We start from the raw sequence: 22346 nt of genomic DNA, 5'->3' as shown, positions 1-22346 counted from the left end.
TGTCAATCCCTCACTTCATTCCCGTCTCTCACTCATGTGGCATTACAGCGCTGTGCCGGGATACAGATTAGGGTCCGGGTGGTAGTCAGGGTCTTCAAATCGGGAGTTCCTGAATCGCTTTTCTGCCGTTGGCCCATTGTATTTGTACGTCACGTCAGGATTGGGCGTGAGGTGCCATGTCGTGCCATTTTTGTCGCGTTCGATAAGAGAAGCGTTCGAGGTACAAACATCGCCTGCGCCTTCGTTCAGCATAAACTGATAATAGCGCCCTGCTTTTGGGGTGAACCTGATTGTGACGAAGCAAGAGCGCGTTCGCGGGCCTTCCCACATCATCGACACCTCGGTTTCTAAATCCGCTCGGACGCGGGTCTCGTAGTAATCGAAGGTTAAATCTTGCCCGGCTTTGGGCATGCCCATGTCCTGCGTGTTAATGAAGGGCAAGGGACCTGAGCGGATGACGCCCCCGGTGCGGACGCCCTTTTCATATTGATGGATACTCGCATGCTGCGTGTAGTTAACGATACGAACCCACGCGGGGTTTGGCTCATTAACCGGTGCAGTAAAGTAATGCGTCTGAGGGAAAAACTGGCAACCCCCTAACAGGGGGAGCGCCAGTAAGCACAGAAAATGGCGTGATGACATGGTGAGCATCCTTTGCAAGGTATCGGGTGTTCTTTCTAAAAAACACCCTACGTTAAGCACACATTCATCACATGGGACAATTCCCTAATTTTCAGCCTCCCCCTAAATCCTGGAGTATTTATCAACGAGGCCGGTCAGTACGAAAAGAACGACAAACAGATGACCTTTGATCTACCCGCCGTTGATTAATTCGCTCATAACAGACACAAGAGTGGCCCTGTCTGGCTGCGTCGTGCCAGCGCTTTATATATTATTAATCAATAACATTTAGTACTGGATTGTCTGCGTCTTAAGCCTGACAAAATCATTGGCCCGGCAATAGACATTATAATAATCGCACAACCTGCTATCTGGTCAGCGGTAATAGAATCAGATAAAAGTAGATATGAGAATATGAACGCTGCTGGCAACTCTGTAGTAACCAACATCCCGGCAAGCGAAGAATCCGTTCTCGGCATACCAAAACCATAAAGTAGCACCGGCAGAATTGACGAGAAAACGGCATTAAGAACAGACCACATGCTGCTTTCACTGACGGGAGCTATATCTATATTTTTGTTAAACAAAAACAATGATGCAATAAAAGCCCCAAATGTCAGAATTTTAGCTTTATCGATAATGCGAACACCGTTAGCAATATTTGAGGATGAAACTATCACAAGGCTATATGACATCCCGGCAGCCAGTCCCCACATAATGCCTTTAGGGTCTAAATGCATCTCTCCACGAAAAACACCTGTGGCAGTCACAACGCCAGCCATGATGAAGACAAACCGCACTATTTCACCACGAGATAATGCCCTTTTCTTTATAAGCGCATTCAGAAGTGGCGCAATCCAGGCAGACTGCATCATAAGTAGCGTTGAGGTAGGTACTCCAATGTAATAAACAGCGTTAAAGAAACAATAAGTGATGCATAACAGGGGGATCCCTGTGGCGAGAACGATGACTTTGTCTCTAAAATAAAATACCCCTGTGTTTTTACCGATCCTTTCAGAGAGTATGAAAAAAAGAACAAATGAAAACAGAAACTGCGTAGGAATAAGGCTTTCAATTTTTGCATTACTGGCGGTGGCCAGACTAAGTATCACTCCCGGCATTCCGTATGAAACAGCCCCAATAAATACGGATAATGCGCCGGCAGCTCCTGACGTTTTCAAAACATTCCCCCCTCTTTAACCCCTAACTTTGTGAATGAGCATAAGGGTGTCAGTCTAGCTCCTTTTGAATTTACAGCAAGCAAAATTATATAATTCTTATCAACCCGGGCGTTTCATTGCTTTCGTCGCTACTTTTGCTTCTTTGAAGCCGCATCAATTAATGACCAGGACTGATTTATAAAAAGTTGCATATGGTGAGAGTCTATGATCCCTTTCGAGGGCTTAATAGCCCGGCATTTGTTGTTGAATAATGTGCCGCTATAATCATCCAGCTGAGGTGAAATCAGTAAAGGGGTGATAACCTTAGCATATTGCTCAGCTGTTGAAGTAAATATGCCAATAATGGTTTCCAGCAGCCTGAATAACAACTTATTACCGCCTAGAAAATTTGAACGGATATTTGTTTTAATTAACCCAGGGTTCAGGCCGAACACACTGATGTTTTTGTGGTTATTGGCACCATCCAGTACCATTATTTCATTCCCGGCTACGGTGTTCATATGGACTTCCATCGGTCGGTAATGGTTCTCGGCATTTAAATCACCTAAAGTGCCCATTTTACCTGAGCCCGGATATCCCATGATAAATACGCGCGTTTTAGTCGTGTTTTCTGACCCCAGACGCTCTGCAATTTCCCGCATGATAACCAGGCGATTGAGATAGCTTACCGCCATATCGCGCTCCAGCCCTTCTGCTGTCCCCTGCCGTTTTGGCGCGGCAAATATCCCGGTAGTGAAAATGAGCATATCCAGTGTTTCAACCGGCAGCAACGCGGCAACCCGACGCGCTTCTGACATCAGGCTAAGGTCGGCTTTGATGAATTCAATTCCCTCAACATCTGCATCGCGAAATGTCTGACCGACAACGATTACCTTTGCCTGATAAGCAGCAAAGTGCTTACTCAATGCGCGTCCGATCCCTCCCGTTCCACCAATGATAGCTACGCTTTTCCCTCTCAGGGTTTGCGGTGAGCCCATGTCCAGCTTTGGGAAATTAGTATTTTTAATCATTATGTTACTCGTTTTAAATGAATTGCATCTCTTATGCCCTGCAGCATGAACTAATCTCCTGGCAGGATAAATGGGCTATAATGGATTTTATTTATCCAAAAATGGAACAATGTAGTGGAACGTTTGAATGATATGGCTCTGTTCGTCGAGGTTGCAAAAACCTTGAGTTTTAGACGTGCAGCTGAAGCTTTAGGCATCCCTGGCTCAACGCTTTCGAGGCGAATTAGCCAGCTGGAGAAAGAAATTGGCCTGAGACTGCTGCATCGCACGACGCGCAAAGTTGAGTTAACAGAGGCAGGACAGATTTATTATGGTCGTTGTAAGCGTATTGTTGAGGAAGCCCGGCTGGCGCATGACCAACTAGGTGAACTGTTGATGCAACCTCAAGGGACGCTCAAGGTTTCACTCCCTGTGGACTTTGCTGCCATTTTTTTGACACCTTTACTTGCGGAATTCAGCGGTCTTTACCCAGGGATACAGTTTGAACTCGATTTAACACCTCGACAGACCGATCTGATTACAGACAATGTTGATGTGGCCATTCGAATCGGCGAGCCTTCAATTTCAAACTTAATTGCCAGGAAATTAACGCAGTTCACCGGTCAGCTTTTTGCCTCACCACAATATATTGAGCGGGCAGGAAAAATAACTCATCCCGACGAGCTTGCAACACAGCAGTGCATTGGCTTCCTGAGAAAGTCTCACTGGACTTTGCTTAAGGAGAAGGAAAGAGTCACAGTGCAATGTCGGGGACGATTCAGCCTGAATAACATTGGCCTAATGAAGCATCTGGCTTTACAGCATCAGGGGATCATCTTTGTTCCTGCAGAAGCCGTTAAAACAGAGCTTTTAGCGCAAACGTTGGTACCCTTATTAACTGACTGGAAGGGAGAGGAAACACCTGTCTATGCACTGACAGAAACACGGTTATTACCTGCAAAGACCCTGCATTTCCTTAAATTCCTGAGTGAAAAATTCAGAGATAACGATAACATCAAACTAATCAACAACACGCTCAGACGGGATAATACGCTTAGCCAGTTTCTTTTGCAGAATGATCACGATCGCCGGGAACCCAGCTGCGGAAATGGCACTTAACGCCAGCAACGTGTTCACATTTTCTGATGCCATACCCTGTTCAGGCAATATATAAGCGGACAGGAAAAATGCGACGGTTGTAATCAGATACATTATTGATGTCTGCAATGAAGAGAATCCAGCTCGCTGCGTGTCATCAGGAAATTGAATTGTCACCACCGAAGATGAAACCAGACGGCTGTAAGATGCACCGAGAAATAAAATGATAAATAACGCCGAATGCTGATAGCCCAGGCCGGGTATAAGCAAACTCAGGATAAAGACCAGGGTTGAACCTGTCGCCAGAATCACAGCAGAAAAACGGGAAGTTAGCACGCCGGTCATTTTTGTCGACAGGTAACCGGCAACGCCCCCGGCGAAGAACAACCAGGGCAACAGATCTTGTGACGCGCCCAGCCGCAGCGTCATTAAGGGGACCAGAACAGGGATGACCAGCATCGGGCTAAACTGTACCAGCGCATTCCCGGAGGCAAACAGTAAGGTTTCCACATCAAGAGGCGGCGTACGGAGCCTGGGTGAAGAAACCGGGTCTTTGGGTATGACGGAGATAATCAGCGGCAATGCCAGCAAACAAAATGTACTAATTAACCACAACGCGATATGCCAGCCATAGTGTGTGCACAAAAAGAGTATTGCGGGCATTCCTGCAATACTGACGATCGAAAATGATGCAATCACCGTCGCCAGCATCTTTCCGCGCAGGTCAGCAGGTGCGTTGTTTATTAATATGCTGATCCCCACCCCCATCGTCGTACCGCCAACCAACCCGGCACAGAACCGTAACGCCAGCAGAACGTTAAAACTGGAGGTGAATGTCGTCAAAAGCGTCAGCAGGCCTAATAACGCCATATTGGCGATTAAAAAACCTTTCTTATTAAAACGACCAATCCAGTAAAAGGCAATAACGCCCGAAAGGACAGCCCCTGACGTATACATACCGGATACATAGCCGGAGAAGGATACGGGAACGGCGAAGTCTGCTGCCATAAAAGCAAAGACAGGGTTGAACATCATATATTCCAGCGCATTCGTGAACTGGATAAAAGCCATCACAATGGCTATCCGCATAAGGGCTTTATGGTTAAACGTTTGGGTGACCGGTGACATCGCAAGCAACCTGTGGATGAAAGATATCCTAGCTTAACTGCTATCAACCATGCTTATTAGATGGTAAAAATGGCAATGATTATTATCATTAATGGGATAGTTGATGCGCTCAGCTCTTGATTTTACGACCCTCAACGTGTTCGTTGCCGTGGTTGAAAGTGAAAGCTTTGTTGGGGCATCGAAAGCCCTCGAAATGCCGGCATCAAATGTGAGCCGCTGTATTTCGCAGCTAGAAGAAAAACTGAACCTCCAGCTTATTGAGCGCAGCACCCGACATATGAAGCTCACCCAGGCGGGGCACCTGCTCTATACCCGGGCGAAGCCATTACTGGAGGCGCTGGAACAAACCGAAACCGAATTAACGTTGCGGCAAATGCAGCTCAGAGGCCCGCTGCGACTCTGTATTCCCAATGAAGTGGGTCCCGCACTGCTGGGTTCAGTGATTGCCGATTTCGCCTGTCAGTACCCGGACCTGGAGATCAGCTGCATCACCAATTTGTCAGGTTTAGAATCCCTGCGGGACGATCTGGATTTGGCTGTCATTATTACCCGTGGCCAGATGGATGACAGCGACTATATCGCCCGTCATCTGATGACGATCCCCTGCACCATCGTTGCAGCTCCCTCTCTGATTCAGCGTTATGGCACCCCGACTGATATCCGGCAATTTGAAGAATTACCCTGTATTACAACGGTAAGTGCACTGAAAGGGGCTCCCTGGCAGTTTGTTAATTTAAAAGGGGGATTCGAGACCATTAAGGTTAAAGGACATTATCGGGTAAACAGCGGCGAGATGGCAGGACGCGCCGCAGTCGCAGGTGTCGGTTTTGCCATTCTGTCGACACAGGCCTGCCAGCCCTGGATTAGCGATGGACGGTTAATCGAGGTGAAGTTTGAGCAATCGCCAGCCCCATTGCAGTTGTTCGCCCTCTATTCAGACAGGCGGTACCTGCCCGCGAAAACAAGAGCGCTGATTGATTTTATGCAGCAGAAATTGAGTGCTATATCCTTAACAAAATAACATCATGCCATGTTAAGCATAAGGAACCCGATATGACCGCCTTTTATCAACTTACTGCCACTCGCCTGGATGGTCAGACTGTCTCGCTGGCCGACTATGCTGGCAAGGTGGTTCTGGTCGTGAATACCGCCAGCCATTGTGGCTTTACGCCACAGTACGGCGGCCTTGAAGCGCTGTATAAGAAATACGCCGCCCGGGGTCTGGTGGTGCTTGGCTTCCCCTGCAATCAGTTTGGTAAGCAGGAGCCCGGTAGCGCGGACGATATCGCCCAGACCTGTCACATTAACTACGGTGTAAGTTTCCCGATGTTCGGGAAAGTTGAGGTCAACGGAACCGTAGCGCACCCGGTGTTTCGTTATCTGAAAAATGAATTGCCCGGCGTACTGGGTAAGCGGATCAAGTGGAACTTCACGAAGTTCCTGATCGGACGCGACGGGAAACCACTTAAGCGTTTTGCACCGTTCACCACCCCGGAGAAAATGGAAACCGCAATTCTTGCTGCGCTTGAAATCTGAGTGAGCCAGGCCGCTTCTCGCTCATAGCGGACGGCGTATTTTTTCAGGCTGCTTTTTTTAGACCCTGTAGTGTCAACGGGTTGGTTCAGTAGCACGAAACAGGTGCGTTCTGCCTCACTGACACTCTTTAAAACGATACCTTGAATTACCCGATATGCCGGGGTTAATAGCATACAGGTCTCCGGCGTTCGGATACTGAATCAACTCCGGAACAGTCATAGCAAAACGAGCTGTGGTAATGAATAACGTCCCGAGACCCTCCCCACCGAAACAGCAGCTGGTAGGACGTGGAACAGGCATTACGACGCGCTCGCTCAGACACCCGTTCCTGTCATAGCGTAACAGGCATCCGCCATTGAACTGACAGACCCATAAGCCCCCCTCCTTATCCAGAGCGATCCCATCAGGACGTCCCAGCCCGGTGGGGGTCTTAACAAACAATCTGATTTGTTCCGGCATACCATACGCGTTGTAGGCCGCCTGAAAAATAGAGCAGGCGATCGAATCGACAAAATATAAGGTATTCCCGTCATCCGACCATGCAAGCCCATTAGGCAATGCGATCCCCTGCTGAATTACATAGGCGTCACCTGAGCAGCCGAACCGGTATAGCTCGCCAGGGCTGCGATCTGGCCCCTCATGCATAAGTCCGGTAATAAAACGGCCCTGCGGATCGCAGGCACCATCGTTGAAGCGACACCCTGTATCATCGTGAATAGCTGGACTGATGTGGCTCACTTCCCCGGCCTGTAGATCGAGCATGGCAACGCGTGCATCTTCTGTGAAAATGAGATTGCCTTTATCGCTGAGCGCCAGGGCACCAATACGTGCCACTGACTCATAAACGGTTTCTGTCTTGCCATTTTGCAGCAACACATGGATCCTTCCGCGAGTGATATCCACGAAATACAACACACCTTTCTGTTCATCCCAGACAGGGCTTTCGCCCAGCTCGGCGCGGACCCCGGCAACGCGACGCATAGCGTAATCGTCAGGCATTTCAGACCTCTTTTATCTGCTGCCACAGGCGGGCGACATCCGTAACGCTTGCACACTCGACGCGTTTCAGGTCTGTGGGGTAAACAACGTCTGGATTCTCACAAAAACGAGTGGCGGTGAACTGACCATTGCTGGCACGAAGGATGTAGCCGGTGTCCTGACATAGTGGACTCGACAGATAAAGGACTCCCGGCGCTACCCACTCCGGTTTGAGATCAACCGGAGGCTGCGTAATCCCCCACATGCGCGTTCTGGCAACCGGCGAGATAGCATTTACAAGAATGCCATGCTGTTCGCCTTCCAGGCTCAGGGCATTCATGATCCCTATCTGAGCCATTTTGCCTGCTGCATAAGCGACGAGACCGGGCTGTGCATAACGCTGAAACATGGCACGATCGGACGTATTAAGCACAATCCTGGGCGAGGAAGAGTGTTTAAGGTATGGCCATGCATATTTACTCAGCCAGATCGGCGCACGAAGACTGATATCGATGGCACGCTCAAGGAAATCCTCATCCTGGTCTTCAATAAGCTGATAGTCCACCCAGCCTGCGTTGTGGATCAGTATGTCCAGTTGACCTAACCCGGTGACAGCCAGTTCAATCAGCTCCCTGCACGCCTCCTCGCTGTCCAGCCGTCCACTGTGTGTGAGCAGTTGCCCCTTGTCGGCGCGCAGGGTGCGGGCAGCTTCAGCGATCACATCCTCAGAGGCACCTTCACCAGACCGGTTGGTGCCGGGGTCACTGATGACAACCCGCGCACCATTATCCAGCAACGACTGCGCGTATGTGCGCCCCAGGCCCTGTCCTGCTCCGGTGATGATTGCGACCTTATCTTTCAAAACCGTTTCTGTAGGCTGTTTTCTGTGGCTCATACTGAATCTCCGTAATCAGGAATGTCACGATGATCGCGTGTCACAAGCAACCGGTAAAATATATTATTTGTAGCCTGATAATATCTGTAACGTCTCAATCTATACTGAGCGCCATAGCCCTGCGTATCTCTTCGATTAATTTATCCCGGATTAAAGACGTCGAGTGCGCATTCCACCCCATCAGGAGTTCCACGTGCTGCAGTTCAGCCGGGGCATCGACACTGAGTGGTCTGAATATCACGTCTTCCCGTGCCTCGTGCGCCAGTGAGGCGGGTAACAGCGCGACGCCGAAACCGCTGGCAACAAGTGCAACGAGCGTCTGGAGTTGTCGGGCCTGTTGTGTAATGTGAGGTCTGAATCCTGCAGCTGCGCACAACTGAATGAGTTGGTCGTGAAAACCCTGGCCCAGGTGGCGCGGTGCTGAAACGAAGTTGTCGTGCTGGAAGGCTGAGAGATGAAGGGTTTCAGAATGTGCAAGAGGGTGTGCAGCAGGCAGAGCGAGCATAACTGGCTCACGCCATATGGTGTCGAAACGCAGCTCTGGAGCGCTCCTGCCGGGCGCGCGCATAAATCCAAGATCCGCGCGTCCCTGCTCAAGCGCTTCCGTCTGCTCCTGAGTCGTGGCCTCCAGCATCGTAAAGGAGACTGCCGGGAAAGCAGTCCGGAACGCTCTCAGTGCACGTAAAAGGGGAGCATAACTGACAATACTGATAAAGGTCAGAGTGAGATGGCCCTCAATTCCCTGTGACACGCGGCGGGTTTTTTCAACGCCTTCATCAAGAACACGTAACACTTCTCTCGCTGATTTGAGAAAATTGACCCCGGCAGGCGTAAGTGACACGCAGCGGTTCGTGCGTTCGAACAGCAAGACACCTAACTCCTGCTCAAGCCTGCGGATAGCCTGACTGAGGGGGGGCTGCGCCATGTAAAGTCGCTGCGCAGCCCGGTTGAAATGCAATTCTTCTGCAACGGCAATGAACTGGATAAGAAGCCGAGTTTCTATCATGAGATGCCATGGATACCATTGTGGTTTTTATGAGATCCATATCATATTACTAATGCAGATATATACCTTTCAAGTAGGGGAGCGGATGCCGTACCCGCCAGCATCCGGTTTATATGCATCATGCGGAGCTTAGTTATGGGTTCTTTTTCAGGTACTGTGCCGTCGTCAGATAGTAATTACGCGCGGTCGCATTAGCCTGCAGCCCGCCCAGCGCGGTGAGTGCATCAGCTTTTAGCTTTCGGGCCTCTGCGTTGTGCGGGTCGACGGCCAGTACATAGTCGGTCTGTTCAGCCGCCCACTGGTACTCGCCTGACGCCAGGGACTGACGGGCGCTATCCAGCATGTTTATTTTGCCACCGGTCATCGCCAGCAGACGCGTCGCCCGGTCTTTTTCAGTGAGCGGATACATGTGCGTGGCATTACCGTCGAACCAGCCCGCCTGCTGCGCAAAGATACCCCGTACGGTAAAGGCCACGCTGCCATAATACTCCTGCAGGTACGGATTTTTTGCCAGCTCAGCGGGTAGCTTCACCGTCTGCACCAGCTCATCAGGGGTCATGCCTTTGGCAATGCCGTCCATCGTCTGGTCCCATACGCTTTGTATCCCATCCCGATATGCCGTCAGTGCATTTTTTATCGCTCCCGAACCGCTTACCGGCTGCATATGACCCGGAATGACATAATCCGCATTCAGGGCAATCATTCTGTTCAGGCTCTCAATCCATTTCTCCACCGGTCGGGTCGGCAGGCCACGAAGCGGAGCAATATTGGGGAAGGTTTTCAGAAAGTCATCACCCGTCAGCAGTACCTTCTGTTCGGGTAACCACACGGCCGTATTTTCATCAGACTCGCCCGGGGTATGGATAAGCTCCATTTTTACACCGGCGACCGCCAGCTTTTTACTGGTGCCATCAAAGGTCTGCGTGGGAGGAAGAAAGCCTTCACGTGTATGGGGAGTTATTCGGCCGTATTCCAGTTGCGTTCCCGCATTAATAAACTGGTCATCCGGCAGCGAGGTGCCAAAGGCGTCCCCACCCTCTCGTTTTCCGCGCCCGGTATCCGGTTTAGCCATGACCAGCAGGCTGTGGCTGATAATGTCCGGCTTGTCATTGCCGGCAAAGACCGTCGCACCGCCGGAATGGTCCGGATGATTATGCGTGTAGATTATTGCGCGTACGGGATGGATCAGGCGGTGACCAAAGGCCTCAACAATCGCTTTCGCATCTTTGGGATTGGCTGAGGTATCAACGATAATGGAGCCGGTTTTACCCTAGATCAGGCTCACGTTAGCAGCCGAAAAACCGACGGCTACGTATACACCTGAAGTCACTTCCACAATCTGCCTGCGAAAATCAGCGTTATGTTCCTGCAGCACCTTCTCACCTGCTGTGGCTTCGTGCGCGAATGCTCCTCCCGGCGCGACCGTCGCCATCAGGGCCGTAACCATCAGGGGCAATTTTTTCAGGGTAACGTTTAAGGACTGTCTCATTTTTTTTCTCCAGGGATCGGGTGGCCATAAAGGGATAGGATTTAAAACAAAATACGGATAACGCACGGCTTGCGGCATTACACGTTATCGCGGGACTGAAGCCATTCCTCATGGATCAGCCGCACCTTCGCCCACAATGTGGTCAGTGATGCCTCGGGAACATTTTCGAAAATCAGGCCGAATTCGTCGCGCAGTACATCCAGCCATTCCGCCAGGGACGCCGAGGTGTGAGTCGTTACGACGTTTCCGTCAGTTTTGCTGAGAACGCAGCCTCGTAGTATCGTTTTACCGTCAGGTCGGCGAAGTTGTGCAGTGACAACTTTTGCATATCCCGACTCTGGCGAGTGCACGTTAAAGTGATGCCGGTCGATCAAATCCATCATATTTACGGGCTGGTCAGCCAGACTGACACCTGCGATCCAGCATGACGGGTCGGCCGTGAGATGCCAGTCGCCAACGCCATCCTCGCCTACAGCCTCCATTCCAAACTGCATCAAACCCTGGTTAACGGTGGTGTTCATAAGCGGCATCTGTTTATGCAGTGCATCGCCAAGACCAACATCAACCCACCATCTGCCATTGGGATTGCTTTCACACGGCATTCCCTCGGCGATGAGTGCGGCGTGATTTTCCAGCTTTATACGCTCAGGACCTTCAGCACCATGAACGTTTGCCGGGTTGAGACTCACACGATAACCAAGGTGGCTAAGCAGCATATGAAAGCCGCCATTAAGCTGAAAGCAGTAACCGCCTCGCCGGGTTGTCGCTGCCCTCCTGAAGCTCTCAATGGGGTCAATTCTCCAACCCTGTGCAAGGTGGATCCAGAACGTTTCGTACGGTATCCGCTCAACATGAGCCTGATGCAATCGGGTAAGTGCCTGGAGGGACGGCGGTTCGGCATCAAGACCAGGACGGTCCAGGTAGGCTAGTGCTATGTCTTTCATGTTACTGTCGTTTTCCTGATGGATATAAAACCCGGTCCTTTCATATCTGATAGCTTATTTCAGGATCCGGGCTTAGCGTTTGAGAAGATATAATCACGGCAGAAATACGCTAATGGTGCTTTTTACCCTATATTCCCTCTACAATCATGGCGGTTAATGATTAGGAACAGCGGTATTCTAATACCCCTATTCCGTTCTCTGTAGATCCTGAATTGGAAGTGATGTTTTCATATTTGAGAGGCCAGGATGAATTTAAATGCGCTAAAGATGTTTGTTCTGGCAGCCCGCTGCGGCAGTCTTTCTGCTGCTGCACGGCAAAATAACATCCCGCTTCCCACACTCAGTCGCAGGATCTCGGAACTTGAGCATGAGCTGAATGTGGTTCTGCTGGAACGAACAGTGAAGGGTTGCAAGGCTACAGAGGCAGGACAAAAACTGCTGAACCAGGCGAGTCCGGCCATAGATATACTTAATGATGCAGAGCTGTTTCTTACAACCGGCGACAACCATATTACCGGCCGATTGCGCCTGACGATGCCCCAGTCACTCGAACCATGGTGGGAGATCATCAGGCAGTTTCAGCAGACGCACCCGGGTATAGCCATTAACGTTTATACGACTGAACGCCGGGTGGATTTAATCTCTGAAGGCATTGATGTCGCGCTGCGGGTCGGGAGCATCGCTGATGATGATGTGGTAGCGCGCCATCTTATGGATTTCAGGCATATTCTGGTCGCCAGCCCGAAACTTTTCCTGAACAGCGATCTCCCCAAAGAACCGTCAGACCTCAGAAATTACGCCTGTGCCGCCTGGGGTTCAGTGATAGGCGCACGTCCGGCATGGATGCTCGGTGAGCATGCCTGGGATGTTCCTGCCACCTTTACGGTAAATGACTACCTTCATTTGCGTGCGGGAGCCCTGGCAGGAGCCTGGATTACCGAATTGCCTGCATTTTTTGCTGCTGAATATATTCACAGCGGACAACTGATTGAGATATTGCCTCAGACACGATTACCCTTCTCTTCATTGCATCTGGTTTATAAAAAACACAGGCATGTATCGGCGGCGGCAAGAGCTTATATAGAATTCTGTACGGATAACGCCTTCGTACTGAAGGAGAAATGCCGTGTACCGTCAGATGATGAAAATAAGCACTCGTAATACCCCTCGCGGGTTATCCCTCAGAAAAGTCGCGGGGAATAGAGTATTCTGCTGTACCTTGATCTCCCTGCTTTGTGACACAACGGAAAGTGAGCCATGATTAACCGCATTCAAATACAAAACTTTCGTTCGGTACGTAATATTGACATTGAACTTGGCAAACTGAATGTTGTCGTTGGCAGCAATGGCTGTGGAAAATCAAATATTTACAAAGGCATCCAGTTACTCTCGGCTGCTGCTGACGGTCAGTTTTCGAGACATCTCAGTGACGAAGGCGGGCTTGAGAATGTGATGTGGTCAGGGGAATCTCGCGTAACAGCCAGGCAACCAAAGCGCGTCGTCTTGTCCTGCCAGACTGATGATTTTGACTATGAAATGCAAATTGGATTTCCGGATAGGCTGCCCTATCCCACTCATTTTTACTTAGATCCTGTCTTCAAAGAAGAGAACATATGGGTTGGTCAGTCCGGACGACGTCCCGCTTCGAACGTCTTACATCGTAAAAATAGCGCCGCTTTTTTAGTCGATATTGATGGCCATAAAAATGCGTTTACGGATGTAGTCTATGAGAATGAATCCATTTTCGGTCACGTCGGCGAGCCTCATAAATATCCGGAGATCTCTCAGGTTAGAGAAACGATGCGGAAATGGCGTTTTTATCACGAATTTGATATCTCTAAAAAATCCGCGCTGAGGACAGCCAATGTCGGAAACCGTTCTCCGGTATTATTTAGTGACGGCGCCAATCTGGCGGCAGCATTTCAGACCATTATTGAAATTGGTGATTCAGAATTACTGACTGAAATACTTGCTGATGCGTTTCCTGAGTGCACATTTTATTGTGAGAATGTGAACTCCTTATTTGAGATGAAAATGCGACGACAAGGCGTACGTCGCCCTTTGCTGGCGAGCGAAATGTCAGACGGAACATTGCGTTTTTTATGCCTGGCCGTTGCGCTGCTTAGCCCACGTCCCCCTTCATTCTTTGCGTTAAATGAACCGGAGAATAGCCTGCACCCACTTTTGCTTCCGGCACTGGCGAAACTTATTGTGGAATCGTCGCGGTATTCGCAAATATGGTTAACCAGCCACTCTCCCGACCTTGCCGATCTTATCGCGGGGCACACCCCGTTTCATCTCTATGAGTTAGAAAACCGGACTGGCGAGACCGTGATCAAGGAACGATGCTGAAGAGATAAAAGCCGGTCTACTCATCCGGCGAAAAAGGCATTATCCGTCCGCTCAGTACCAGAAGCGGACGTTGCTAGTGCCAGCCTATGTTAATCAACAGGGGGCAGATCAGATGGGCTCTGTCACCAAAGGTTGCTTTCAGTTGGTTCATGTTCCGATTCCCAAACCTAATGAGGCATAAAAATTTAATTACTATTAAACGAATTAATATTCTATTCGGGAATGATATGGACGTAATGTGATGTATTAGCTCATACCTGAGCTAATACACACTGAATAATTAAGCTGCTACAAGGGTATCTATGATTTTTGCGGTTTTTTGTAATAGTTGAGCATCAGTAGGTAGAGAAATAACATTCCTATTCTTAGCAATATTTATAATCATTGGTTCAAATTCATTTTTTGCAAACAACGGGCGGTCAGAAGATGCATACATATCTCGCAAAAAATCTGGTACGTCCTTCTCTTTAAAGCCATCAATAACTGACTTTGCCTCTTGCTCACTTAACAGATAATTAAAAGCAAGTTCACCAAATGCTTCTTCAACTATTTTAAGCATTTCTTTAGCATCGTCCTCAATAAACTCATCGAGAATAGCTGAAACTGCAGCATTTGCAGCCGTACCACCGGCAAACGCACCTAGTAACCCCCCGATGATTCCGCCTGCAGCCGTGCCAACGAAAGGAATAAGTGAACCCAATGCGGCTCCTCCAGCAGCGCCTGCCATCCAGCCACCTGTTCCGCCAGCAACTCCAGATGCAGTAGCTGTAACATTCTTGAATAATTGAGCGCCTGAGCATCGGCCCTGAAACATTCGAACAAAATCTACCGAAGATATAACCAGAGTAGTGACAACACCTGTGACGATATTCCCGCGCAAAAGTTTGCTAACGTGGTTCATCGCAGCGGCACCATAAATCGCATTACCTGATCGTAAACCATTTGCAATCCATGCGGCAGCTTTAGGCCCCATTTGCTGAACGATCCAATCTGTAGCGCCACGCAAACTTTGTTCTATTCCTGTTCTGCCAAGTTGAGCAGTAATGATGCTACTAACCCAGGCTACACCACCCACTTTTAATCCAGCATAGCAAGATGATTCAAGAGCTTTATCCCAGTCTTCGCCATTCCATAGAGCGACAGCGAATGAAACAGCCGCAGAGATTCCCATTGCAGTACCAGCCAACTTAATGCCGTTTATTGCATCATAAGTTAAGCTTTCAATAGTACCAAATTTAGCAATATTCCTTACTTGTTCATATGTGAATGAACCTTTTCTGACAATATCTTTCGCTAATTCTGGATCTTTTATACCTGGCACCTGATTATTTTTTATTCTATTCTCCATTGCCTTCACCGCATCATCATATTTATCTGACGGTACTTCTATTTGCATAGGAGTACCATCAGTGTTTAAGTAGCGGAAAGTTCCATTTTCAAAACATTCACTGATACATTTTGAGCCTGAATTACAATATTTTGTTTGTATGTGAATGCCATCCACCAGTCTGTCAGCGCCATTTTTGACATTGTCACCGCCAACAATCTTTGCATTTTTCCCTGACATCACATCCTTAAGGTGATTCGCTTTTTCAGCAGCAAATCCATGACCTCTGGTTGCCCCCAAGACTACATTGTCTGCGTAATTTTCAGAGCTGCCAATTATACCAGCGGTTGTTCCGACAATACTTTTCTCATTCATGAGGTATATATCCAATCTCAGGCAATAGACGTTATATTTACTTAGTTATCGGCATATATATATCACTCTTTAGGAGCTTTATTCAAAAATATCAGCCGTTGTCGGGTTGATGGTGACATTAATGATCCACAACATACTGTAAAACATAGTTTTTATTGAGATGAACCGTACTCATCTTGGTGTACAGCCTGAGGGATAATTTAATTATCGATGGGAATGTAAGTATCCTGCATGATCATACCATTCTCCTTTAGAGGGCCTCTGGCATGTGGGTTAGGCACTGAAGTTATTGCGATACTTGATGAGTTGCAAAAAGCAGCATTTCCTTCATATCTCAACTAGTATAGGGAACATCTTCCAGACGGGTTAGATGATGTAGCTAAAATATTGTGGATGACCAATGGCTATTAAGGCGTGCAGCCCGTTATAGGAAAAGATGTCCGCTTCTCACTCATGAGGGACAGCCATACTCAGATCACCCACATTTCAGGAGATTTGAGTATGAACACATCACCGTGGAACAAAGACCGTATCATCGGCCAAAAAAGACCACTTCAGATATCTCATATCTGGGGGATCCGAATCAGGCTTGAACTGGAAGGTAAAACGCGCGATTTGGCTCTGTTCAATATGGCCCTTGATAGTAAGCTTCGAGGCTGTGATCTGGTAAAACTCAAAGTATCTGATGTTGCATATGGTAGCTCTGTTTCAAGCAGAGCTACGGTGCTACAACAGAAAACCGGCAGCCCTGTCCAATTTGAGATAACCAAAGGGACAAGAGAGGCTGTTTCTGCATTGATAAAGCTTGGCAATTTATGCAGTAAAGACTACCTGTTCCGATCTCGGGTCGGTACTAACCAACACATATCACCCCGGCAATACAACCGAATTTTTCATGGGTGGGTAGCAAAAATTGGTCTCGAAGATTCGCTTTACAGTACACATTCCATGAGAAGAACAAAACCTTACCTGATCTACAAGAAAACTAAGAATCTTCGTGTGATTCAACTCCTGTTAGGTCATAAGAAACTGTAAAGCACGGTCCGTTATCTGGGCATTGAAGTCGATGATGCGTTAGAGATTTCTGAATCGATTGAAGTCTAAGGTTGTCAGGGCTGCAACAGCAGCCCTGTGCCAGAAGCGGACTGTAATTAAAATGTTCGATAGTGCTTTGGAAACAACCTTAAAATATGTGTTGATATAATAAATATATACAGTATTATTATTTTTACTGAGCGCTCAAGTAACAAATTAATCTTTTAAAAAAAGAGGATTCAATGACTATTGAAGCTGAATTGATTGAGTTTCTTGATGGAAACATTAAAAGTGGAGGGAATAAGAAAAGAGATATAGAAATAATAAAATATTACTATGGGTTACATGAATCGCCTTGGCCAACATTAGATGAAACTGCAAACAGGTTTAATATAGGTACTAGAGAAAGGATCAGACAGTTACTTAATTGCAAGTTTAGGGACTATTCAAATAAGGATTCTATCACTTCATTGCGTCATTTTGTTGATATTTTACAATCAAGAGAATACTGGTTGACATCAGAATTTGAGAAACACATCACAGCTACCAACCTAATCAGCCAACATACACATGTAAAAGGAATATTTAATTTAATTGAAGATCTTAATATTGATTGTGGTTATGAGTTTTATTCGCCGGAGTTAAAAGTTGCCACAAGAAATTCAATTGGAATTAATAATGACACATGTTTGCTTAAAAAGGCTCATATCAATGAGCTTAGGAAACTACTAAAAAAGGCCCAAGGGCTACCAGGTCGTTGTGGGATAGCTAATTTAAATTATATTAAAGAAGACTTGGGTGACTATTACCAGCTTATACTTTTCCTCATTGAGAAATCTAAAAACTCATGGGTTAAAGCCAACGGGAGTGACTATTGGTACATTTTCGAAAATAGAGACAATACTATTATTAACTATTGCGAGAAGATATTCGGGGTTATTCATAGCATTGATTCCTATAAGTTAGCCTCAACATTTAGGAATTCTTTGGATGGGCGAAGTTACCATTACCCATACCCACCAGTTGATATGATACATGCTTATCTTAAAAGCTCTATATTTTTGGTTAACAGTAGCTCAGACGTTAAATTTATAGGTGAAACGACAAAGTTAAACGATATCGAGAAAGATATATTAATATTTTTCGAGAACCATACGGAAACATCATTCTCGGCATTAAAGAAAAATTTATTACAAAAAGGTTATGGGAGTGCAAATGTGCTTAAAACAACAAATCACTCACCACTTATTTACGTTGATAAAACCCAAGGCAGAACACGTTATACTTACAGCTTGATTGGTCGAAGAAAATTATTGCAGGATGAAATTCAAGAATTTAACTCTTATGAGTTGTATCTTCGTAGATTAAGAGCACTTCTTGAAGATGGGACTGATGATACAAGGGAACAAGTGGCAAGGAAAGAACAACATATTCTTCAAGAGTGGTTATTTAAAGATAAAACTCATGAGAATTGTGCTATTTGTGGGAGAGAGTTTAGCATTCAAAGTTTGGTGACGGCTCATAAAAAACCGAGAGCTAATTGCAATGATGCAGAAAGATTAGATCCATACATTGTTATGCCCGTATGTTTAATGGGTTGTGACTATTTTTACGAAAAGATGTTTGTCTATATTAACGGCATGGTAATAGAGGCAGGATTGGAGCTTCCAAACGCAAAAACTGAATCCAGCTATATAGAGAAAATCGTTGGAAGGCGAGTCGACCCTAGATGGCTGTTAGGCGAGCCATCTTTCTTTCGCTCCCCTAACATGCAATCTCCAATCAGCTGAATACTTTCACGCAAATACCTAAATCTACTTAGTTTATCAATATCAGCCTTTTGAAGAATAATATAGACGGACGTTATGAACGTCCGCTCTTCGCTCATAGCAGACCTGCGTGATGAACCGATCGTTTTGGGCCAGAGAGGACGTTATGCCACGGTTGGTAGATTATCTAAATATGTCTGGCCGCTCCGATTGGATATTTACATTGCGTCTAACAAACAACATGTTGCTATGAAGCAATGCCCCTAAGCTCACCTGGCTTTACGATTAGAAGATCATCTTTTTCTCGTTTTTTGCATTGTTTAGCAAAATTTACCGCCACATCTGGATTCTCCAGCAGAATATTATAGTCACTTTCACTTATCTCATAATATTCTTCGTAATCAATCATGTGATTGGTTACAGGAATGGATAAATAATATCGACCGCTCTCTTTTTCAATCCCTATCGAATATCTTTCCTCTCGACTAAAAAAAGTGTCTTCAAATTTCATTGTATCATCTCATTTTAATAGAATAGAGAAACGGTGTAGATTATTGGATTATACATTATTTCCTTCCGCTCCTCGCTCACTTCACCCCTGCAGCACGCCGCGCCAGCCAGGCTCCCCAGAACAGGCTGGAAAAGAAGCGTACGGGGTCTTCAAAGCCCGCGTCGCTAAGCAAGGTAAAAACGGCATTTTCCGACAGAGGTGGCTCTGCGCCCTGCAAAATTTTGTTCATTTTAGACTGGAGCTCTTCCGTCCCCGCGCCGTTCATGCGCCAGCGATTTGCCCATGCCGCCATCAGCAAAGGTTGCGAAGCGTACGCCCGGTAGTTTCCCGCAACAACCAGCGGCGCGCCCGGTTTCAGACGCATGGCAATCTGAGCCAGAATGTCGTGCTTCGCCTTATCGCCGGGTAGATGGTGCAGCACGCCAGTCATGATGGCGGCATCAAACGTGGGGGAAGCATCCAAATCTGCGAGCGCACCGAGAACGGTTTCTACCCGGTTTGCCACCCCTGCCCCGGCTATATTCGCGCGAGCAAGTTCCAGCATCGGCTGCGAGGGGTCGACGGCGACAAAAGACCAGTGCGGCTCCAGTGTCGCGGAGGCGATGATTTCACCAGCCGTTCCTCCGGCACCGACCACCAGCACACGCGCAGGCTTTCCTTCCCCCAGCGCAGCAGAGAGCATGCAGGCAGAAAGTTCGTGGCAGGCATCATATCCGGCCAGGGCAATCCGGCTTTGTCGTGCGTATTCTCCTGCGCGAGTCGCGTCGAATTTAGCGGCAGAATCTTGTGTCATGGCTTCTCCAGTCAATCGTTTAGGTCATCATAGGGCGTTGAAGTAGAATAAAAGATTCACGGTAAGGAGGTTTGAGAAAAGCATGATTGAAAGTCTGAATATGCCACGAAGATATGACCGGTTGACCGCCTTCCTGAAAGCCTTCCCCCTGCGGGTGGCGCATTGCGATTCGACCACTTCGGCGAACCTTCTTATCATCGATACCAATGGCACAGGCGCACCGAGCCATTTGCTCTACCGTGCCAGATCGTCAGGCGGTTTGCCCGTCGGGGCAACGTTATGCGCTGCCGCCAGAGTTGATTTTGGCGGTAGCGCGAATCCACTGGTCGGTGCATTGCCAGACGAGCTGTGCTTTTCCATAGACGAGATGCCGCAGTTACAAAGCCTGGCAGAGCTCATCGTCGCGGAGAGCGACGTTGCCCGTTGCGGTGGCGGTGCCGTGCAGACACGCCTGTGTGAGGTCATCGTGGTGCTGGCCATTCGGCGGGCCATCGCGAGGGGAACGGTTGATGCGGGATTGTTAGCGGGGCTTGCCCACCCCAGACTGCACATGAGCCTTGTCGCTATGCACGATGATCCCGCGCGGAAGTGGCAGCTCCCCGATCTCTCCGCTATCTCGGGGCTCTCCCGTGCGCAGTTTATTGAAGTCTTCAGGAAAACCGTCGGAGAACCACCCGGTGCGTATTTGACCCGCTGGCGTTTAGCTCTGGGGGCAGCCCATTTGCGATCCGGACGAAGCGTCAAGTCAGCCGCCGCGATGGTTGGCTTCGGCAGTGCCGAGGCCTTTTCTCGCGCGTTTCTGCGTAAATTCGGCTACTCACCGGGCAAGTGTAAATTAAGCGGAGCGAATGACGAAGTCAGCAACCAAAGACCAGACCTGGAGTAACATCGTGCCCGGTGGTTCGGGTCAATCATCAGACCCGTCATTGACGAGCGGCTCTTTGCTCAGATGTAACAGAGGATACGGCCTGCCCTGACTATCCCGCGCGGAACGCCCTGTAACCTGAAAGCCCATATATTGATAAAACCCGACGGCCTGCTGGTTTTGTTCATTCACATCGACGCTTAAATCAGGATGAAGCGCCAGGGCATGGGATATCAACTGTTTTCCGACGCCAAGCCCGCGAGCAGAAGCATCGACAAAAAGCGCCTCCAGATGACCATCATGCAAAAACATAAATCCCAGGGGATGGTCTTCCCGATCGGTAGCAACCCATACCGGGGTTTCTGAAAAAAAACCGATGACTTCTTTTTCGATCTCTTGTCGGTCTTTCGCAGTCAGAAAATCATGCGTGGCATCTACAGAGTTTTTCCAGATCTGTATAATTTCTGGCGCTTCAGAGGGTCGTGACATTCTGATTTTTAACATTTTTTCCACCTTAAGCCGGGCATCAGCGGGTACATTTACATATAAAACCTGCCCGCGCAAATTGACTATGCTGGCCTGTTTCAAACCAAGGTCCGCTTTTCACTGTGATTTCAGGCCTGGACCAAAGTAGGAGAACATCGAATTTTGCCTGCCAGCCTCTGTCAGCGTAATCGGGAAACTTGACCAGGAAAGAATGATCGTTCTACCCTCTATCATATGAACAAAAACACAACGAACACCCGGGACAAAATCCTCGCGTCTGCCGAGCAACTCATCTACCGGAACGGTATTCATGCTACCGGTATGGCGCTTTTGGTGAAGACATCAGGCGTAGCCCGCAAAAGTATATATCACTATTTCGCCAACAAAGACGAAGTGGCTGTCGCGGCGCTGAATGCGCGTGATGTACGCTGGATGGAATGGTTCAGGACCGAGTGCGACAAAGCCGATACGCCGCAGGCGCGCATACTGAATATGTTCACTGTACTAAAAAGCTGGTTTGAGTCAGAAGGATATCGTGGATGCGCATTTATCAACACCGCGGGTGAAGTGGGTGATAGTGCCGATCCTGTTCGCCAGATCGCCAGACTGCATAAACAGAAAATACGGGATTACGCGCTCGAACTTACCGGGCAACTGAATATTGAGCACGCCTCATCCCTCGCCAGACAATTGCTGATACTGATCGAGGGCGCCATCACCACATCGCATGTTATGGGCGATGACAGCGCCGCCGACGATGCAAGAGATATTGCTCAGCTGTTACTAAAACAGGTCTCGTAACAGAGACCTAAGCTCCTCAGATGAAAACCGTTTAACTATCCAGGTTTACTGGAGGCATGACTCTGTCTGATTCCCAACGCCATCTGCCTTGCTGATTAAACATCCCCTTGACCGGGTAGAACGATCGTTCTACCATCAATGCACAGTCTGAATATCGACAAACGGGT

General features: G+C 48.1%; 22 protein-coding genes and 1 pseudogene. 9 read left to right on the top strand and 14 right to left on the bottom strand.

Going from position 1 to position 22346, the window contains the following annotated elements:
- Positions 1-42: 42 nt before the first annotated feature.
- From EDF81_RS00890 to EDF81_RS00880, 3 genes are all read right to left on the bottom strand, one after another.
- Positions 43-642, bottom strand: a complete 600-nt coding sequence (locus EDF81_RS00890; RefSeq protein ID WP_123345393.1) for a hypothetical protein — start codon at positions 640-642, stop codon at positions 43-45.
- Between the two features lie 257 nt (positions 643-899).
- Complete coding sequence (locus tag EDF81_RS00885; RefSeq protein ID WP_123345391.1) at positions 900-1802, bottom strand: DMT family transporter; 903 nt, start codon at positions 1800-1802, stop codon at positions 900-902.
- Between the two features lie 128 nt (positions 1803-1930).
- Positions 1931-2812: an SDR family NAD(P)-dependent oxidoreductase gene (locus EDF81_RS00880; RefSeq protein WP_123345389.1), complete on the bottom strand. Its 882-nt coding sequence runs from the start codon at positions 2810-2812 to the stop codon at positions 1931-1933.
- A gap of 114 nt (positions 2813-2926) precedes the next feature.
- Between EDF81_RS00880 and EDF81_RS00875 the strand changes: the two genes are divergently transcribed.
- Positions 2927-3910, top strand: a complete 984-nt coding sequence (locus tag EDF81_RS00875; protein ID WP_123345387.1) for a LysR family transcriptional regulator — start codon at positions 2927-2929, stop codon at positions 3908-3910.
- Here EDF81_RS00875 and EDF81_RS00870 read toward each other — a convergent pair.
- Entirely contained in the window at positions 3812-5017 is a 1206-nt protein-coding gene (locus EDF81_RS00870) for an MFS transporter (RefSeq protein ID WP_123345385.1), read from the bottom strand. The genes EDF81_RS00875 and EDF81_RS00870 overlap by 99 nt on opposite strands.
- Positions 5018-5120: 103 nt before the next feature.
- Between EDF81_RS00870 and EDF81_RS00865 the strand changes: the two genes are divergently transcribed.
- A complete protein-coding gene (locus tag EDF81_RS00865) occupies positions 5121-6038 on the top strand; it encodes a LysR family transcriptional regulator (protein ID WP_123345384.1) in 918 nt (305 codons plus the stop codon).
- 32 nt (positions 6039-6070) lie between these two features.
- Complete coding sequence (locus EDF81_RS00860) at positions 6071-6553, top strand: glutathione peroxidase (protein WP_123345382.1); 483 nt, start codon at positions 6071-6073, stop codon at positions 6551-6553.
- 114 nt (positions 6554-6667) lie between these two features.
- On the opposite strand, the gene EDF81_RS24010 is transcribed toward EDF81_RS00860, so the two are convergent.
- The 6 genes from EDF81_RS24010 to EDF81_RS00840 all read right to left on the bottom strand — a co-directional run bounded on the left by EDF81_RS24010 (position 6668) and on the right by EDF81_RS00840 (position 11865).
- Positions 6668-7534 (bottom strand): SMP-30/gluconolactonase/LRE family protein, encoded by an 867-nt coding sequence (locus tag EDF81_RS24010; protein WP_260232630.1) that lies wholly within the window; start codon positions 7532-7534, stop codon positions 6668-6670.
- 19 nt (positions 7535-7553) lie between these two features.
- Positions 7554-8426 carry an SDR family NAD(P)-dependent oxidoreductase gene (locus EDF81_RS24005; RefSeq protein WP_184999438.1) on the bottom strand — a complete coding sequence of 291 codons (873 nt, stop codon included), beginning with the start codon at positions 8424-8426 and terminating at the stop codon, positions 7554-7556.
- A gap of 94 nt (positions 8427-8520) precedes the next feature.
- Positions 8521-9432, bottom strand: a complete 912-nt coding sequence (locus tag EDF81_RS00850) for a LysR family transcriptional regulator (protein WP_123345380.1) — start codon at positions 9430-9432, stop codon at positions 8521-8523.
- Positions 9433-9565: 133 nt separating this feature from the next.
- Positions 9566-10645: an alkyl/aryl-sulfatase gene (locus EDF81_RS00845; RefSeq protein ID WP_260232678.1), complete on the bottom strand. Its 1080-nt coding sequence runs from the start codon at positions 10643-10645 to the stop codon at positions 9566-9568.
- A gap of 57 nt (positions 10646-10702) precedes the next feature.
- Positions 10703-10921: a hypothetical protein gene (locus EDF81_RS24175; RefSeq protein ID WP_260232629.1), complete on the bottom strand. Its 219-nt coding sequence runs from the start codon at positions 10919-10921 to the stop codon at positions 10703-10705.
- A gap of 77 nt (positions 10922-10998) precedes the next feature.
- Positions 10999-11865: an arylamine N-acetyltransferase gene (locus EDF81_RS00840; RefSeq protein WP_123345378.1), complete on the bottom strand. Its 867-nt coding sequence runs from the start codon at positions 11863-11865 to the stop codon at positions 10999-11001.
- Between the two features lie 246 nt (positions 11866-12111).
- On the opposite strand from EDF81_RS00840, the gene EDF81_RS00835 reads away from it, so the two are divergent.
- Together EDF81_RS00835 and EDF81_RS00830 are read left to right on the top strand one after the other, a co-directional pair.
- A complete protein-coding gene (locus EDF81_RS00835) occupies positions 12112-13026 on the top strand; it encodes a LysR family transcriptional regulator (protein WP_123345376.1) in 915 nt (304 codons plus the stop codon).
- Between the two features lie 96 nt (positions 13027-13122).
- Positions 13123-14217, top strand: coding sequence for an AAA family ATPase (locus EDF81_RS00830; RefSeq protein WP_123345375.1), 1095 nt, complete (start codon positions 13123-13125; stop codon positions 14215-14217).
- Between the two features lie 280 nt (positions 14218-14497).
- Here EDF81_RS00830 and EDF81_RS00825 read toward each other — a convergent pair whose 3' ends face one another.
- On the bottom strand, positions 14498-15919 hold the full coding sequence (locus EDF81_RS00825) for a hypothetical protein (RefSeq protein WP_060451709.1): 1422 nt from the start codon (positions 15917-15919) through the stop codon (positions 14498-14500).
- A gap of 501 nt (positions 15920-16420) precedes the next feature.
- Between EDF81_RS00825 and EDF81_RS00820 the strand changes: the two are divergent.
- Positions 16421-17023 (top strand): annotated as a pseudogene (locus EDF81_RS00820) (site-specific integrase).
- A gap of 173 nt (positions 17024-17196) precedes the next feature.
- Positions 17197-18744, top strand: coding sequence for a hypothetical protein (locus tag EDF81_RS00815; protein ID WP_123345371.1), 1548 nt, complete (start codon positions 17197-17199; stop codon positions 18742-18744).
- A gap of 226 nt (positions 18745-18970) precedes the next feature.
- Here EDF81_RS00815 and EDF81_RS00810 read toward each other — a convergent pair whose 3' ends face one another.
- Together EDF81_RS00810 and EDF81_RS00805 are read right to left on the bottom strand one after the other, a co-directional pair.
- Positions 18971-19234, bottom strand: coding sequence for a hypothetical protein (locus EDF81_RS00810; protein WP_123345369.1), 264 nt, complete (start codon positions 19232-19234; stop codon positions 18971-18973).
- 76 nt (positions 19235-19310) lie between these two features.
- Positions 19311-20027: a class I SAM-dependent methyltransferase gene (locus EDF81_RS00805; RefSeq protein ID WP_123345368.1), complete on the bottom strand. Its 717-nt coding sequence runs from the start codon at positions 20025-20027 to the stop codon at positions 19311-19313.
- 82 nt (positions 20028-20109) lie between these two features.
- On the opposite strand from EDF81_RS00805, the gene EDF81_RS00800 reads away from it, so the two are divergent.
- Positions 20110-20913 carry an AraC family transcriptional regulator gene (locus EDF81_RS00800; protein WP_123345366.1) on the top strand — a complete coding sequence of 268 codons (804 nt, stop codon included), beginning with the start codon at positions 20110-20112 and terminating at the stop codon, positions 20911-20913.
- Between the two features lie 21 nt (positions 20914-20934).
- On the opposite strand, the gene EDF81_RS00795 is transcribed toward EDF81_RS00800, so the two are convergent.
- Positions 20935-21396 carry an acetyltransferase gene (locus EDF81_RS00795; protein WP_123345365.1) on the bottom strand — a complete coding sequence of 154 codons (462 nt, stop codon included), beginning with the start codon at positions 21394-21396 and terminating at the stop codon, positions 20935-20937.
- Positions 21397-21612: 216 nt separating this feature from the next.
- Here EDF81_RS00795 and EDF81_RS00790 point away from each other — a divergent pair, with 216 nt between their 5' ends.
- Positions 21613-22179 (top strand): TetR/AcrR family transcriptional regulator, encoded by a 567-nt coding sequence (locus tag EDF81_RS00790; protein WP_123345363.1) that lies wholly within the window; start codon positions 21613-21615, stop codon positions 22177-22179.
- The last annotated feature ends 167 nt before the right edge of the window (positions 22180-22346 follow it).

Source organism: Enterobacter sp. BIGb0383, assembly GCF_003751845.1.
Lineage (GTDB): Bacteria > Pseudomonadota > Gammaproteobacteria > Enterobacterales > Enterobacteriaceae > BIGb0383.
Note: the sequence above shows the minus strand (reverse complement) of the source record. Positions and strands in the feature narration are given on the sequence as shown.